The organism is Streptomyces sp. NPDC051211, from assembly GCF_040689505.1.
Classification (GTDB): domain Bacteria; phylum Actinomycetota; class Actinomycetes; order Streptomycetales; family Streptomycetaceae; genus Streptomyces.
Genome location: NZ_JBFBAV010000004.1, coordinates 82,426 through 98,245, shown reverse-complemented (window position 1 = coordinate 98,245; position 15,820 = coordinate 82,426). Strand labels below are relative to the sequence as shown.

Here is a 15,820-nt window from a genome sequence, read left to right as displayed (position 1 = left end):
CATCACGGGAGGCTGGCGCCCTGGGAGCGGAGCGCCTCCTGGACCACGCTCGCCGGGATGTCCTGGGGCCGTTTGCCCTGGGCCGCCGCCAGGGCCGCGCAGACGCCCGCCGCCTGACCGGTGGCCATCGCGATCGGCATGACGCGGTACGAGGAGTGGGCCACGTGGTCACCGGAGATGCAGCGGCCCGCGACCAGCACCCGGTCCACGTCACGGGGAAAGAGGCAGCGCAGGGGAATGTCGTACGACTGGCCGCGCGGGAGCCGTTTCAGCGTGGTACCGCGACCGCTCGGGTTGTGGATGTCCACCGGGTACGCCCCGCGGGCGATGGCGTCGTCGAACTTGCGGGCGGTCAGCACGTCCTCGCCGGTCAGCTGGTACTCGCCCGTGATGCGGCGCGTCTCCCGGACCCCCACCTGGACGCCGCTCTGGACGACGTACGAGTCGGCGAACCCCGGCACGCGGTCGCGCAGGAAGCGGGCGATCTGGGCCATCTGGCGGTGGGCGGCGAATTCGGCACGGGTGAGGTCCCAGACGCTGGTGCCGAGCACTTCCGTGACGCGGGTGGAGTTGACGGCGACCTCGCCGGTGTTCGGCGTGGCGAAGAACAGCATGTCCTCGCGCGGCAGGTCCAGCTCCCCGGCGTCGGTGGCGGCGCGGACCAGGTCCCACAGCCCGTGCACGCCCTTCCACTGGTCCGGGTGGGCGCGGGCGTACCCGGCGAATTCCTCGTGGTCGAAGCGGACCATGCGGAACATCAGCGTCATGGGCTGCGTCCAGCCGTCCTCCGGCCGGCCGATGTCGTACGCGGCCCCGGCCGCCGCCGCGATGTCGCCGTCGCCGGTGCAGTCGATGATCACGTCCGCGTCGATGACGATCGGCCCCGACTTGGTTTCGAACACCGCCCGTGCGCGGTCGGGCATGTCGACGACACCGGAGGCGAAGGCGTGCAGCAGTGTGCGGACCTCGTGCGTTTCCAGCAGGTCGTAGACCACGAGCTTGAACAGCTCCGCGTCGAAGGGCACGGTGTAGCCGGTCTCGAGCGAAGGGCGGATCGCCGCTCCCGCGCGCACCAGCCGTTCGAGCAGCACCCACAGCACGCCGCCGACGACCGGCTCGCCCTCGCCGTGGTCGGGCGGCAGCAGGCGGGCGGAATCACCGGCGACGGCCTGTTTGACCTCGTTGTGGAAGCTCATCAAGGGCATGACCAGCGCGGCGGTGGCGTTGCCGCCGAGGAATCCGTACCGCTCCACGAGGATCACCTCGGCGCCTGCGTTCGCGGCACCGAGGGCCGCCCCGATACCGGCCGGCCCTCCACCGATCACCAGCACCTGGGTGGAGCCGGCGTGAAGGGCCTGGCGCGGGGGCAGCTCCACGCTCCGGGGGACCCGGGGTGGCATCAGGTGGGACACGATTCCTCCCTGGGGAGACCATGGCGTCGCGTACCGGCAGGCTCAGCCGGCTGCGGACGCGACCGCCGGCGCGGCGCGGTCGACGGGGGGACGGGGCGCGATGCGGTCCAGGTAGGCGAGCAGCCGGTCGGCGGTCAGAACGGCCCGCAGCCGCATCGACGCCGTGCGAGCGGACGTGTGCGCCGCGCGGGCGGGCCGCTCGTCCCACAGGCGGTCCACTTCCGCGAGGAGCAGGCCGGTGTTCTCCCTGACCACGCCGCGCAGGGCGGGGGCGCCGACCTGCTGGGCGAAGTCGAAGACCTTGCCCGCGTAGGGCAGGGGCAGCAGGGGGATGCCGGCGAGCGCGGCGAAGATCAGGAAGTGCAGCCTCATGCCGATGGCCATGTCCAGCCGCGCGACGATGTCGAGGACCTGCTGCGGGCGATAGTTGCCGCGCAGCACCGTGCAGCGATCGGCGTCCGCCATGTGGGACACCACCGCGTGCGAGTGCCGGATGTCGTCGCGTTCCATCGGGACGAAGACGACGTGCGCGTCCAGCCGGTGGACGAGGAAGTCGCCCACGTTGGCCAGGAGCTGGTGGTAGCCCTCTTCGTCGAGGCTCTCGGCCGCACGGCCGGGTTCCCGGACGCTCATCCCCACCAGCCGCACTCCCTGCGGAACCGCCTCGGCCCGCAGGAGCTCCGCCCCGCCGTCTCCGGGCTCCAGCAGCAGCGCCGGGTCGGCGGTGACCGAGACGGGCCGGGACAGCCCGGCCTCCTCCAGCACCAGCCTGGACTCCTCGTCGCGCACCGTCACCTCGGCCGCGTCGGAGAGCGTCGTACGGACCCATGCACAGTCCGCCTCGTCGGTGAGCGGACCGGCGCCCACGGCGTAGGTGAAGACGGGAACGCCGAGTTCCTGGGCGGTCCGGGCCAGGCGCAGGTAGCGGCGCGCTTCGGTGTCGTAGAGGATTCCGCCGCCCCCGAGCACGAGCACGCTGAGCCGGCGCAGGTGCTCGGAGATCCGCTCTTTGCACAGGCCTTCCCACCCGGCGACCTCGATGTCCGGATGGACACTGCGGCTGTGGTCGGGATTGCGGGAGAACACCAGGATCCGGACGTCCGGACGCTCGGCCCGGATGCGGTCCAGCATGGCGGTGAGGATCGCCTCATCGCCCACGTTCCGCCCGCCGTAGGAGCCCAGGACCCCTACGGTCACACTGCTTCGGTCATCCATGATCGGTCCCCCAGCGTGTTCCCGCGCCAAGTGACGGAAGGGCGAGCATGCGGCCCACGCCGCGACTCGCCGTGACCGCAGGCACCGGCTTGCACCGGGCCGACAGCCGTTCCCAGCCCTTTCCCATGCCATACCCTTTCAGGCACTTCTGCACCGGTTTCACCCATGGTGGATTCGGTGCGGATTGCCACACACGGCCCGTTACGGATACCCGCTCGAACAGTGACAAATCGGTTCAGGCACTCGTCAGGCGATGGTAGAGCGATTCGTACGCCGCTGCCATGCCGGTGACATCGAACCGGTCGAGCACCCGCCTGCGGCAGTCCCGCGCGGACAGCCGGTCGACCGACTGAATGGCGTGGGCCAGTTCCGAGGGGTGATCGCAGATGTATCCGGTCACGCCGTGTTCGACGATCTCCGGTACGGACCCCCGGCGCAACGCCACCACGGGTGTGCCGCAGGCCATGGCCTCGATCATCACCATGCCGAAGGGTTCTTCCCAGCAGATCGGGAACACCAGACAGCGTGCATCCGCGAGGAGCTCCCGTTTGGCGTGGTAGTCCACTTCGCCCACCCACTGGGCGTCCTCGCCCAGGCGGGGCACGACCTCCGTTTCGAAGTACGGTTGCTCTTCGGGGTCGTTGCACATGCCCGCGATGGTGATCGCCCTGCCCGCCTCGCGGGCGGCGTCGATGGCGAGGTGGACGCCCTTGTCCGCGGCGATCCGGCCGAGGAAGAGGACACGGTCGCCCTTCTGTTCGCGGAAGGGATGGTCAAGGGTGCGTACCGCGTTGTGGACTTGGCCGGACCATGCGAGGTCAGGTGCCTGTTCCTGCTGGGCCCGCGAGATCGCCACCAGGTTCACCGATCCGGCCAGGGCCCGGTAGTAGTCTCCGATCTCACCGGAGACGGGCCCGTGCGCGGTCACCACGGTCGGAACCGGTCGCTGGCCCGCCTGGAGCGGTCCCGCGGTGGAGTGGTCGTGGACGATGTCCGGGCGGAGGGTGCGGAGCACCTGTCCCACACGGGCGGCGTGCAGTACGTCGGGTCCGGACCTGCCGAGCCGTCTGTCGCCCTGCGGGGTGACGTCGGTGGCGATGAAATCGCCCTTGGTCCCATTGACGCCCACGCCGAGGACGGTCACCTTGTGACCCAGCTCCACGAGACCGTCGACCAGGTCCGCGCACATGGACTCGATCCCCCCGTACGCGGTGGGAGGCAACCCGAACCACGGCGTCGAAACCATGGCGATCTCGAGACGACGGTTCACGACCGCATCACTCCCCGGCCTCTACGGCACCGGGACCGGCGGGCGGCGGCGCCGACGACCGCCGGTGGCTCGGTGCCGCGGCAAGGGGCCGACGGGGCTGCAGGATGACCTCCACGTCGTCGGCCAGACCATCGAGACGGGTCGAGCCGCCGTTCACCCACAACTCCGCGCGGCCACCGGCCAGCGGAAGGTTGTGGACGTGGAGGCGCCCGTAGCGCTCCGGCCAGGCCGGCGCCACCCACACCTGCCGGTGTGACATCCACGGGTCCAGGCGCAGCAGCGCCCGCATGAGCTGCACCGGGGCGGCCGCCGCCCACGCCTGCGGGGAGCACGAGGTGGGGTACGGCAGGGGTGCTTCGTACTCGCTGCGGTCGAAACCGCAGAAGAGCTCGGGGAGCCTGCCCCCGAACGCCTCGGCGGCATCCAGGATGCCGGTCGCCACGCGCTGGGCCTCCTCGACGAAGCCGTAGCGCATCAGGCCCGTGGCCACGATGGCGTTGTCGTGCGGCCACACCGACCCGTTGTGGTAGCTCATCGGGTTGTAGGCGCCCATGGAGGAAGCCAGCGTGCGGATCCCCCAGCCGGTGAACATCTCCGGCGACAGCAGGCGCTCGGCCACCTGGGCCGCCTTGTCCTCGTCGACGATCCCGGTCCACAGGCAGTGGCCCATATTGGAGGCGAGCGAGTCGATGGGGCGTTTGTCCCGGTCGAGTCCGATGGCGAACCACCCGCGGTCGGGCAGCCAGAACTGCTCGTTGAACGCCTGCTTCAGCGAGGCCGCCCGCTGCGCCCAGTGTTCGACGGCCGCCATGTCGCCCGTCTCATGTGCGAAGTGCGACCGTACGACGTATGCCGCGTACACGTACGCCTGCACCTCGCACAGGGCGATCGGCGACTGGGCGAGGCGGCCGTCGGCGAAGTTGACGCCGTCGAAGGAGTCCTTCCAGCCCTGGTTGAGCAGGCCGTCCTCGGTCATCCGGTGGTACTCCACGAAGCCGTCGCCGTCGCGGTCCCCGTACTGCTCGATCCACTCCAGCGCCCGGTCGGCATGGGGCAGGAGGGCATCGACGGCCTCCGGGGCGATACCCCAGCGCCGCAGCTCCCCGAGCATCACCACGAACAGCGGTGTCGCGTCCGCGGTTCCGTAGTAGACGCTGCCGCCGCCTCGAGCCAGCGGGAAGTCCAGGCCGAAACGGGTCTCGTGCAGGATCCGCCCGGGCTGCTCCTCCGTTTGCGGATCGACGGTGCTGCCCTGTGCGCGTGCCAGGGTCTGCAAGGTGCCGAGAGCCAGACCCGGGTCCAGCGGCAGCGCCATGTAGGAGGCCAGCAGCGAGTCCCGCCCGAACAGCGCCATGAACCACGGCGCGCCGGCCGCGACCGCCACGTTCTCCGGGTGCTGCGGGTCGAAGATGCGCAGCGCTCCGAGGTCCTCCACGCTGCGCCGCAGGGTCCGCCGGAGTTCGGGGTCCTCGATTTCACCGACACGCGGGGCGGCCTCGCGCCACGCCCGCATGCGCCGAGCGGGTGAGGAGTCGCTCACCTCGGCTTCCGTCGGGAAGGTGCCGGTGAATTCCTGGCCGTCGACGCTCGGCTGGACCAGGACGGTCGTGCGCCACTCGCCGTGGGCCGGAAGGCTGATGCTGAACTCCAGACGGTCGGGCTTGGCGCGGGCGCCGGCTGCCGTCACCCGTACCCCGCGCTCCCCCTTCCCCGCCTTCAGAGCAAGGCTCAGGCTGGAGTCCTGGGGCGTGGCGGAGACTTCGCCGCGGGACTGCAGCCGGTTCTCCTTCACGTCGAACAGATCGGCGAAATCGGCTCCGACGTGCAGGGACAGCACCAGCGACACGGGCCGGTTGCCGAGATTGCGCAGATGGAGGTCCTCGCGCATGCCCTCACCGACGTACCGCCGGCGCTCCAGCAGCACCTCCGTCTCCGAGCCGCGCGGCGGGACACGGGACACGAACGTCGTGCTGTACGGGTCTCCCGACAGCACGGTGAGCTCGTGGGGAAGGCGGTCATCCAGCCGTAGACGCCAGTCGGAGATGACGCGGGTGTCCCGGAAGAAAAGCCCCTGCGGGGAGCCCGCGTCCATGTCCCCCAGCGTTCCGGAGACGCAGAACGTCGGCCCCTCGACCAGCGTCACCGTGGCTGTGGTGTGCACTGCGGGCTCATGTTCGACGATCGCGTCGAATCCCGCGCTCATGCTTCCTCCCGATGGCGCCGAAGCCCCACGACACCGCCGTAGCGCCGACCCGCTGCTTCACGCTGCTTCACGATGCTTCACCGCCTCGGTCGGATCCGCCGGCCCTGTGAGGAGACGCAGGCACCCCTCAAGTCCTACAGCACGGACACGGTCCCCGCCCGGGCAGAACGTCCGGCCACGCCATCCCGTCCACCACCTGGGCCAACGCCTGACCGCCTGCGCCGTGCGCCTTCGGTTCAGCGCGGCCGCAGTCCGTCGAGGACCACCTCGAAGATCCGATCCCGGGGCGCCGGATCCGGTCCCGGCTCCGCGCCGGGCCGAGGGCGCCCCGTCAGGTCTCGCGTACCGGCGAGTACACCTCCGCGTCGAGGCCGAAGGTCCAGGCCACCCCCTGCCGCGCGGTCTGCGTGTCCGGCGGCACCCGCAGCCAGTACGTGCGGCTCGTGCCGTCCGGCTCGGGCGTGGAGTTGACCACCTCGACCATCACGACGTCCTCGTCGCCCGGCAGCGGCGACCGCCACAGGACGCCCGTCCCGTCCCGGTGCACCGGCTCTGCACCCGAATCGGTGAGGTAGCGCTCGTAGCCGTAGTGCTCCAGCATCACCCGGCGCAGCTCCGCGTTCTCCTCCTCCCGGATGCGCTCGGGCGTCAATGCGTCCAGCCCGGCCAGGAAGTCCGCTGGCACGGGCATCCCGCGCCACGCGAACAGCGCGAAGCCGTCCGGGAACGCGAGGGCGGGCCCGTCACGGCGGTCCAGGCGGCCCGCCTCGTCCCGGTGCAGTTCCACCGGGCGCTCGCAGAGCACGGCCAGCCGCTCGTACGGCCACCACCAGCCCGCCGCCCGGGCCACCGCGGCCAGCCCCTCCAGCGGTGTGCCCTCGCCCGTGTCGAAGGCGCAGAGCCAGGCGGCGTCGTGCTGGCCCAGCACGGCGTCCAGGAGCAGCAGCCGGACCTCGGCCTCCTCCGCGGCGTCCTCCGCCAGGTCCTCGACGATCCCGGTGCGGATACGGCCGGCCAGCCGCTCGGTGTTCTCCCACAGCCGGGCGCCCGTCAGGGCCCATCTCCGGCCCCAGCCCTGGGGACCCAGCCGCCCGTGCAGGCGGGCACGCTCGGCCGCCCACGGCGCGCTGCGGACCTGCTCCCGCACGCCGGGCCCCCGCACGTCCGTCCCCCACGGGCCGTCCGGATCGCCCAGCAGGCCCACCGCGGCCCGCGGCGAGTCCGCCCACACGATCCGGTCGGGTTCGGGCAGTCCCGCCGTGCGGTAGGCGAGACGCACGCCCGCCTCCGCCGCCGCACGGTCCGCGGGCCCGGTCGCCGCCGCGTCCGCCCGCCACCCGTCCACCCCGCGCACTCCGCCCGTCACTTCCATCAGTTCCGTCACTTCCGCCACGTCCGGCCTGTCCGTCCCGTTCGCCTTCTCCGTCGCCGTCATCCCGCCCCCCGGCGTCACTCAGTCCGCCACGATCCGCACCGAGCCCGGCACGTACTCGCGCTGCCGCACCACCCGGTACCAGCCCTTCGGCAGCGGTATCGCGGCGTGTTCCTCGTGCACCACCCGCCCCCCGTCGGGCAGATGCAGCAGGAGCGGCGCCAACGGGCCCGGCTCCCGCACCAGTCGGCCCGGCGCCGGCACGGCGTGGGCGTGCCCGGTCACCTCGCCCAGCGCCAGTACGAGCCGCCCGCGCCCGTCCCGTGGCTCCGAGGGCGCGTCCGCGGCGTACGACGGCACCGCCGATTCCTCGAGCGGCACGATGAGCACGTCCCCCTGCCGGTACATACGTGTCCCCCTTCCCACGCGCCGCCCGGTGCGCCGCGTCGTTTCCGACGTTAGGGCGGGGGTCTGACAGCGGCCCTCCAACCGCCCCTGCCTCCGCCGTTGTCAGCGCCGCTTGCTACAACTTGCAGGCGCATCGCAGCGCGGCACACCGGGCGCAGCACCGGATCAGGACAGGACTGGCGAGGAACGGGCGGGGAACATGAGTTACGCGAGCCATCTGCGGGAGTCGTACGGACTGCCCGTCTTCGACTTCCCGGGGCCCGACGACGAGAAGGGCATGGACCGGCTGCCCGAGGCGGACGCCGTCGCATGGCGGGTCTCCTCCGACACCTATGACGCGGAGGAGGCCTGGCCCGAGGCGTTCGCCCGGTTCACCGCGGCCGTCGACACGACCCGCGTCCGCGCGATCGTCGTCGGCGCGTGGGAGGACGCGTACGACAACGGCCCCGAGGAGATCATCGCCGCGCTCCTCGACGCCCGCCCCCGGCTGCCCGCCCTGCGGGCCCTGTTCCTCGGGGACATGGAGTCCGAGGAGTGCGAGATCTCCTGGATCAACCAGGGGGACGTCGGCCCGCTCCTCGACGGCTTCCCCGAACTGGAGGAGTTCGGCGTCCGCGGCGGCAGCGACCTCGTCATCCCTCCGTTCACCCACCGGCGGCTGCGCTCCCTCACCGTCCAGACCGGCGGCATGCCCGCCCGGGCCGTCCGCAACGTCGCCGCGAGCGACCTGCCCGCCCTGCACCACCTCGACCTCTGGCTCGGCACGGCGAACTACGGCGGGGACTGCACGCTGAGCGACGTGGAACCCATCCTGGCCGGCGACCGCCTGCCGAGCCTGCGTCACCTCGGCCTGCGCAACAGCGACATCCAGGACGAGATCGCCACCGCCATGGCCTCCGCGCCCGTCGTCGCCCGGCTGGAGACCCTCGACCTTTCCATGGGCGTCCTCACCGACCAGGGCGGCACCGCGCTGCTCGGCGGCCAGCCCCTCACCCACCTCGCCGCCCTCGACCTCCACCACAACTACCTCGGCGACCCGCTGCAGCAGCGCTTCCGGGACATCCTGGAGAGCGCCGGCGTGCAGCTGAACCTCGACCGGGGCCATGCCGACGAGGACGAGTGGGACGGCCGCGTCTGGCGCTTCGTCGCCGTCGGCGAGTAGCGCGGCGGCCATGACGGAGCACACGCCCCCGCGCTGGGCGGTCGTCGGCAACCCGGAGAACCGCCGCGTCGCCCTGTTCACCCGGGCCGTCCGCGACGCCGGGCTGCCCGCGCCCCGCATCGTGCCCTGGGCCGCCGTCCTGCGCGAGGGCGGTGCCGCGTTCGGCCCCGACGAGCTCGTACGCCTGGACTCCCCGGGGGAGAACGCCGAGGTGGACCGGGCCCTGCGCGGCCTCGACGACCCGACCCGCGTGGAGGGCGGCGCCCGCTGGTACGCGCGGTTCACCGCGGCCGTACGGAGCCTCACCGGCGGGGTACGCCTCGACGACCCCGACGAGCTGGCCGTCCTCTTCGACAAGCGGAACTGCCACCGCGCCCTGGAGGCCGCCGGGGTGCCCGTACCCCGGTCCCCCACCTCGGGTGGCGGCGCACCGGTGCGCGGCTGGGACGACGTACGCGCCCTCATGGACGCGCACGGCATGCCGCGGGTGTTCGTGAAACTCGCCCACGGCTCCTCCGCGTCCGGCATCGTCGCCGTCGAGACGGCCGGCCGGGGCCGCATCCGGGCCACCACCTCGGTCGAGACGGCCGAGGACGGACGCCTGCACAACTCCCTGCGGGTGCGCCGCCTCACCAGCGAGCGGGAGACCGCCGCGCTGGTCGATGCGCTCGCCCCCGACGGACTGCACGTCGAACGCTGGTGGCCCAAGGCCTCCCTGGGAGGCCGGGCCGCCGACCTGCGCGTGGTCCTCGTGGCCGGCCGGGCCACCCACGCCGTGGTGCGCACCAGCCGCTCGCCCATGACCAACCTCCATCTCGGCGGGAGCCGCGGCGACCTGTCCGCCGTGGTCGAGGCCGCGGGCCCCCGCTGGGCCGACGCCCTGGACATCTGCGAACGGGCCGCGGCCTGCTTCCCCGGCACCCTGTGCGTCGGCGTCGACCTGCTGCCCGCCGTCGGCTGGCGGCGGTTCGCCGTCGCGGAGCTCAACGCCTTCGGCGATCTGCTGCCCGGCCTGACCGGCCTGCCGGGCAGCACGGCCGAGGGCCTCGACACGTACGCCGCCCAAGTCGCCGCCGCACCGCCGTACGCACGGCACCGCGCACCCCTGCACCACCACCCGAGGAACCACCACCGTGCACCAGCCTGAGACCGGCCCGCTGAACGAGCCCGACATGAACGAGGTAGTCGGCCGCGACGACCTGCTCCTGCTCACCCTGGACACCCTCCGCCACGACGTCGCCGCCGAGCTGGCCGCAGCCGGGCGCATCCCGCACCTGGCCCGCCACCTGCCCGGCGGCGCCTGGGAGGCGCGGCACGCCCCGGGCAGCTTCACCTACGCCTCCCACCAGGCGATGTTCGCCGGGTTCCTGCCCACCCCGGCCGTGCCGGGACCGCATCCGAGGCTGTTCGCCGCGCGCTTCGCGGGCAGCGAGACCACCGCCGGGCGCACCTACGTCTTCGACACCCCCGACCTGGTCTCCGGTCTGGCCGCGGCCGGGTACCGCACCGTGTGCGTGGGCGGCGTCGGCTTCTTCAACAAGCAGGGCGCGCTGGGCGACGTACTCCCCGGGATGTTCCAGGAGAGCCACTGGGAGCCGGAGTTCGGCGTGGCGTCCCCCACCTCCTTCGAGGCGCAGGTCGAGCGGGCCGAGCGGATCGTCGGCTCCCTCCCCGCGGAGCAGCGGCTGTTCCTCTTCCTCAATGCGTCCGCGCTGCACCAGCCCAACTGGTTCCACCTGCCCGGCGCCACCCGGGAGGCCGGGGACAGCCGCGCCACGCACGCCGCCGCCCTGGAGTACATCGACCGCCACATCGGCCGGCTCTTCGCCGCGATGAGCTCCCGCCGCCGCTGCTTCGCCATCGTCTGCTCCGACCACGGCACGACCTACGGCGAGGACGGCTACACCGGCCACCGCCTCGCGCACGAGGCCGTGTGGACCGTGCCGTACGCCCACTTCTTCCTGGAGCCGTCCGCATGACCGCCACCGCCTTCGCCCCCGCCACCCCCACCGAGGCGGTTACCGGTCCCCGCGTCCGGCCCTACCAGAGCTACGTCTACGCCTACCCCCACAAGACCGCGTACCGCCCGCTGCCCGACCGGCCCGTGCTGCGCGACCTCTGGCGCGGCGAGGACAAGAGCGCGCTCTCCCTCTACCTCCACATACCGTTCTGCGAGGTCCGCTGCGGCTTCTGCAACCTCTTCACCCGCATCGGCGCGCCCGACGGCCTCACGGGCCGCTACCTCGACGCACTCGACCGCCAGGCCGCCGCCGTCCGCGAAGCCCTCGACGACGACGACGGCGACGGCGACGGCGACGGGAGCGGCGGCGACGGCCCGGTCCGGTTCGCCAATGCCGCTTTCGGCGGCGGCACACCGACCTTCCTCACCGCCGACGAGCTGACCCGGCTCTGCGACATCGCCGAGCGGCGCATGGGCGCGGACCTGCGCGCCGTCCCCCTCTCCGTCGAGACCTCGCCCGCCACCGCGACCGCCGACCGGCTCGCCGTCCTCGCCGAGCGCGGCGCCACCCGCCTCAGCATCGGCGTGCAGAGCTTCGTCGACGCGGAGGCGCGGGCCGCCGTACGCCCTCAGCGCCGCGCCGACGTCGAGGCCGCGCTCGGCCGGATCCGCGAGGCCGGCATCCCGGTCCTCAACATCGACCTCATCTACGGCATCGACGGCCAGACCCCCGCCACCTGGCGCCGCTCCCTGGACGCCGCCCTGGCCTGGGAGCCCGAGGAGCTGTACCTGTACCCGCTGTACGTCCGCCCGCTCACCGGCCTCGCCCGGCGCACCGCGCACACCGACAGGGAATGGGACGAGCAGCGCCTGAACCTGTACCGGCAGGGCCGCGACCACCTCCTCGCCCAGGGCTACGAACAGGTGTCGATGCGCATGTTCCGCCGGGCCGGCACCGCCCCGCAGGGGCCCGACGACCACGCCTGCCAGACGGACGGCATGATCGGCCTCGGCTGCGGCGCCCGCTCCTACACCTCCGCCCTCCACTACTCCTTCGACTACGCCGTCGACATGGGCGAGATCCGGGCGATCATCGACGACTTCACGGCCACCGAGGACTTCGGCCGCGCCGTCCACGGCAGGTACGTCGACGGCGGCGAGGCGCGCCGCCGCCACCTCCTCCAGTCCCTCCTGCAGGCCCGGGGCATGCCGCTCGCCGACTACCGCGACCGCTTCGGCACCGACCCGCACGAGGACTTCCCCGCCGAACTCGCCGCCTTCGCCGCCCGCGGCTGGCTGGAAGGAGCCGGGACGGAGGGCGGGGAGCTGCGCCTGACCGCGGAGGGACTCGCCCACTCCGACGCCCTCGGGCCGGCGCTCTTCTCACCCGCCGTACGGGCCGCCATGGCCGCCTACGATCCGAAGTAGCCGCCGTGGACCTGACGATCCTGTACCGGGGCCCGCTCGCCTCCTGCGACTACGACTGCCCGTACTGCCCCTTCGCCAAGCGCCGCGACACCCGCGCCGAGCTGCGCGCCGACCGTGCGGCCCTCGACCGGTTCACCGCCTGGGCGGCGGCGCAGCAGGGCGACCGGCTCTCGGTCCTCTTCACCCCCTGGGGAGAGGGCCTGGTCCGCTCCTGGTACCGCCGCGCCCTCGTGGACCTCTCGCACCAACCGCACGTCGACCGCGTCGCCATCCAGACCAACCTCAGCTGCCGGACCGACTGGCTCGCCGAGGCCGACCCGGCCTCCGTGGCCCTGTGGTGCACCTACCATCCCGGCCAGACGCCGTACGCACGCTTCCTGTCGAAGGTCGGGGAGCTGGCCGACCTCGGCATCCGCCACAGCGTCGGCATCGTCGGCCTGCCCGAGAACCTGCCCCACGCACGCCGGCTGCGCGCGGACCTGCCCGAGGGCGTCTACCTCTGGGCCAACGCCGCCGAGGGCCACACGTACACCGATGCCGAGGCGGACGACTGGACCGCCCTGGACCCGCTCTTCCCGTACAGCCGCCGCCCCCACCGCTCGGCCGGACTGCCGTGCCGGACGGGGGAGTCGGTCATCTCGGTGGACGGCGGGGGCACGGTCCGCCGCTGCCACTTCGTCCGCACCGAGCTCGGCAACCTCTACGACGGCTCCTACCGCGCCGCCCTGGCCCCCCGCCGCTGCCCCCTGGCCGTCTGCGACTGCCACATCGGCTACGTCCACCTGGAGACCCTGCCCCTCTACGACGTCTTCGCGGGCGGCGTCCTCGAACGCATCCCGGGTCCGGCGCACCGGCATGTCCCGGTCGGCGCCGGTGGGGTGTTTCCGGTACCTCGATGAGGACCTCGGGATCGAACACACGTCCACGGACGCCGCGAACCGGCCGAGGGGCAGGAACGGTGCCGCGGGCGGTCGGCCGACGGGCGGGTGTCGGCGTCCGGTGACACGCTGGGTCGTACCCGATCCGCGAAAGGCAGTCACCGTGATCACCACTGACTTCGGCCCCGGCTCCCCCTGCTGGCTCGACCTCGGCGCTCCCGACGTCCGTGCGGCCGCCGCCTTCTACGGCGCCGTGTTCGGATGGGACTACGAGTCCATGGGAGAGGGGGAGGACATGGAAGGCGGGATGTTCCGCAAGGACGGCAAGATCGTCGCCGGCCTCGGCAAGCTCACCGAGGAGGGCGCACGCTCGGCCTGGATGATCTACTACAACGTCACCGACGCGGCGGCCACCACCCAGGCCGTCGAGAGTGCCGGCGGCACCGTGCGGGTGCCGCCGAGGGACCTCGACGAGTGGGGCCGGATGGCGCAGTACACCGACCCGCTGGGGGGCCAGTTCGCGGTCTGGCAGCCCGGGACGGACAAGGGCGTCGAACTGGTGGACGAGCCGGGCTCGCTGTCCTGGACGGAGCTCTACACGAGCGACGCCTCGGCCGCCAAGGATTTCTACGGCAGCGTCTTCGGCTGGCAGTTCAGTGACACGGAGCTGCCGGGCGGCGGAGGCACGTACTCCCTCATCACTCCCGCCGGACTTCCCGAAGAGCGCATGCACGGCGGTCTGATGGAACTTCCCCGGGAGAACCTCGCCCTGGCGGACGGGCGGGCCTACTGGCACCCGGTCTTCAACGTCCCCGACTGCGACGCCGCGGTCGCCAAGGTCACCGAGAACGGCGGCCGTGTGCAGATGGGGCCGGAGGACGCCGAGGGCGTCGGCCGACTGGCCGTCTGCCTCGACCCGTCGAACGCAGACTTCGTGGTGCTGACCCCGGCCTCGGGCCAGGCCTGATCCGTGCGCCGACTCCACTGGACGCGGAAGATCCACTTGGACGTCTGATCGCTATCGTGGGGCGTCCGGGTTCGCGCACGGGGCGGTTGTGACATCCGTTGCAGTAGTCGCTGCGCGTACCTCTTTGCCGTGTGAGGCGAGGGTGCGCTGGGAAGGCAATGCCCGGTGCACGGACGGATGGTGACTTATGGAGGGGGATCCTTGGACGGGTCACGCGTTGTCGACGTTTCCACTGCTGCGACCGTGTGCGTCATCGGTGCGGGCTTGTCGGGGCTGGCGGCCGCACACGCTCTTTCGAGCAGGGGAATCGACTTCGTCTGCCTGGAGAAGGCGCCGGACGTCGGAGGGATCTGGCGTCAGCCGGGGGCCGGCGAGCGGGGCCCGGCCTATCTGTCGCTGCATCTGAACACCGCCAAACAGCTCACCGGCTACGCCGACTTCCCGATGCCGTCCGAACTGCCCCTCTACCCCGGGCACGGCGACGTCGCCGCCTATCTGCAGTCGTTCGCCGAGTGGGCCGGGCTGCTGCCCCGCGTCGAACTGCGCACCGAAGTGGTCTCCGTACGGCAGGACGGCTGCGACGGCGCCTGGACGGTCGTCAGCCGGGACGCGCGGGGAGTGGTGGCGGAACGGCGCTTCGGGCAGGTGATCGTCGCCACCGGCCACAACACCGAGGCGGCGCTGCCGAATCCGCTGCCGCCCGGCTCCGACTCCTTCGCAGGAAGGATTCTGCATTCGATGGACTACCACGACGGCAGCGAGTTCGCCGGGCAGAACGTCGTCGTCGTGGGGCTGGGGGCGTCGGCGGTGGACATCGCGGCGGATCTCTCCCGGCACGCCGCGCAGACCGTGCTGTCCGTCCGCCGCGGGCTGCACATCGTGCCCAAGCAGCTCTTCGGCATGTCCGTGGACCTGATCGCCGATGCGCCGTGGTGGAGCAGCATGTCCTTCCCCGAGCAGCGGCGCTTCGTCGAGCAGGCGCTGCTCGTGGCGCGGGGCAGGCTGGGGGACTACGGGCTGCCCGAGCCGGACCACCCGATCTTCGCCTCGGCCGTGACCATCTCGGACGAGATCCTCAGCCGGATACGGCACGGCGCGGTGATACCGAGGCCCGCGATCGACTCCCTGGACGGCAGCCGCGTGTCCTTCACCGACGGAACCGCGGTGCAGGCGGACGCGATCGTCTACTGCACCGGATTCCGCATGGCCTTCCCCTTCCTTCCCGACGGGTTCCCGGCAGGTCCGCAGCAGCAGGCGGTCGAGCTGTACAAGCGTGTGGTGGCACCCGACCGGCCCGGGCTGTACTTCGTCGGCCTGATCCGCCCCGTGGGCTCGATCACGCGCCTCGTGGAAGCCCAGGCACGGTGGTTGGCGCGGATCGTCGACGGCGACATCACCCTGCCGCCCGCGGACGTCATGCGCGAGGAGATCAAGACGTACCTGAGCGGTATCGAGGAGCGCTACGGGCGGACCGGAGGCGCTTCCATCCAGGTGGACGTCGGCCCCTACCTGCGGGAGCTGCGGGAGCTGCAGGACGCCTGACCA

The 15,820-nt window shown here is 72.3% G+C and carries 13 protein-coding genes; 7 read left to right on the top strand and 6 right to left on the bottom strand.

What is annotated here, in order from left to right; translation table 11 throughout:
• Positions 1 to 2 precede the first annotated feature (2 nt).
• From AB0447_RS06695 to AB0447_RS06670, 6 genes are all read right to left on the bottom strand, one after another.
• Positions 3 to 1,400 (bottom strand): FAD-dependent oxidoreductase, encoded by a 1,398-nt coding sequence (locus AB0447_RS06695; protein WP_366475564.1) that lies wholly within the window; start codon positions 1,398 to 1,400, stop codon positions 3 to 5.
• A 54-nt stretch (positions 1,401 to 1,454) separates the two neighbouring features.
• Positions 1,455 to 2,627: a polysaccharide pyruvyl transferase family protein gene (locus AB0447_RS06690; RefSeq protein WP_366475420.1), complete on the bottom strand. Its 1,173-nt coding sequence runs from the start codon at positions 2,625 to 2,627 to the stop codon at positions 1,455 to 1,457.
• Between the two features lie 235 nt (positions 2,628 to 2,862).
• The gene (locus AB0447_RS06685) at positions 2,863 to 3,897 is read right to left on the bottom strand and encodes a glycosyltransferase family 4 protein (protein ID WP_366475419.1); all 1,035 of its coding nucleotides are present in this window, start codon (positions 3,895 to 3,897) and stop codon (positions 2,863 to 2,865) included.
• A gap of 7 nt (positions 3,898 to 3,904) precedes the next feature.
• Positions 3,905 to 6,100, bottom strand: coding sequence for a glycogen debranching N-terminal domain-containing protein (locus AB0447_RS06680; protein ID WP_366475418.1), 2,196 nt, complete (start codon positions 6,098 to 6,100; stop codon positions 3,905 to 3,907).
• Between the two features lie 331 nt (positions 6,101 to 6,431).
• Positions 6,432 to 7,454, bottom strand: a complete 1,023-nt coding sequence (locus AB0447_RS06675; protein ID WP_366475563.1) for a DUF6745 domain-containing protein — start codon at positions 7,452 to 7,454, stop codon at positions 6,432 to 6,434.
• A 99-nt stretch (positions 7,455 to 7,553) separates the two neighbouring features.
• Complete coding sequence (locus AB0447_RS06670) at positions 7,554 to 7,880, bottom strand: hypothetical protein (RefSeq protein ID WP_366475417.1); 327 nt, start codon at positions 7,878 to 7,880, stop codon at positions 7,554 to 7,556.
• A gap of 199 nt (positions 7,881 to 8,079) precedes the next feature.
• On the opposite strand from AB0447_RS06670, the gene AB0447_RS06665 reads away from it, so the two are divergent.
• From AB0447_RS06665 to AB0447_RS06635, 7 genes are all read left to right on the top strand, one after another.
• A complete protein-coding gene (locus tag AB0447_RS06665) occupies positions 8,080 to 9,042 on the top strand; it encodes an STM4015 family protein (RefSeq protein WP_366475416.1) in 963 nt (320 codons plus the stop codon).
• A 10-nt stretch (positions 9,043 to 9,052) separates the two neighbouring features.
• Entirely contained in the window at positions 9,053 to 10,189 is a 1,137-nt protein-coding gene (locus tag AB0447_RS06660) for an STM4014 family protein (RefSeq protein WP_366475415.1), read from the top strand.
• A gap of 25 nt (positions 10,190 to 10,214) precedes the next feature.
• Positions 10,215 to 11,021, top strand: coding sequence for an STM4013/SEN3800 family hydrolase (locus tag AB0447_RS06655; RefSeq protein ID WP_366475562.1), 807 nt, complete (start codon positions 10,215 to 10,217; stop codon positions 11,019 to 11,021).
• Complete coding sequence (locus AB0447_RS06650) at positions 11,018 to 12,430, top strand: STM4012 family radical SAM protein (protein ID WP_366475414.1); 1,413 nt, start codon at positions 11,018 to 11,020, stop codon at positions 12,428 to 12,430. The genes AB0447_RS06655 and AB0447_RS06650 overlap by 4 nt, the downstream gene beginning before the upstream one ends.
• 5 nt (positions 12,431 to 12,435) lie before the next feature.
• A complete protein-coding gene (locus tag AB0447_RS06645) occupies positions 12,436 to 13,329 on the top strand; it encodes an STM4011 family radical SAM protein (protein ID WP_366475413.1) in 894 nt (297 codons plus the stop codon).
• Between the two features lie 142 nt (positions 13,330 to 13,471).
• Positions 13,472 to 14,275, top strand: a complete 804-nt coding sequence (locus AB0447_RS06640) for a VOC family protein (protein WP_366475412.1) — start codon at positions 13,472 to 13,474, stop codon at positions 14,273 to 14,275.
• Positions 14,276 to 14,476: 201 nt separating this feature from the next.
• Entirely contained in the window at positions 14,477 to 15,817 is a 1,341-nt protein-coding gene (locus AB0447_RS06635) for an NAD(P)-binding domain-containing protein (RefSeq protein ID WP_366475411.1), read from the top strand.
• The last annotated feature ends 3 nt before the right edge of the window (positions 15,818 to 15,820 follow it).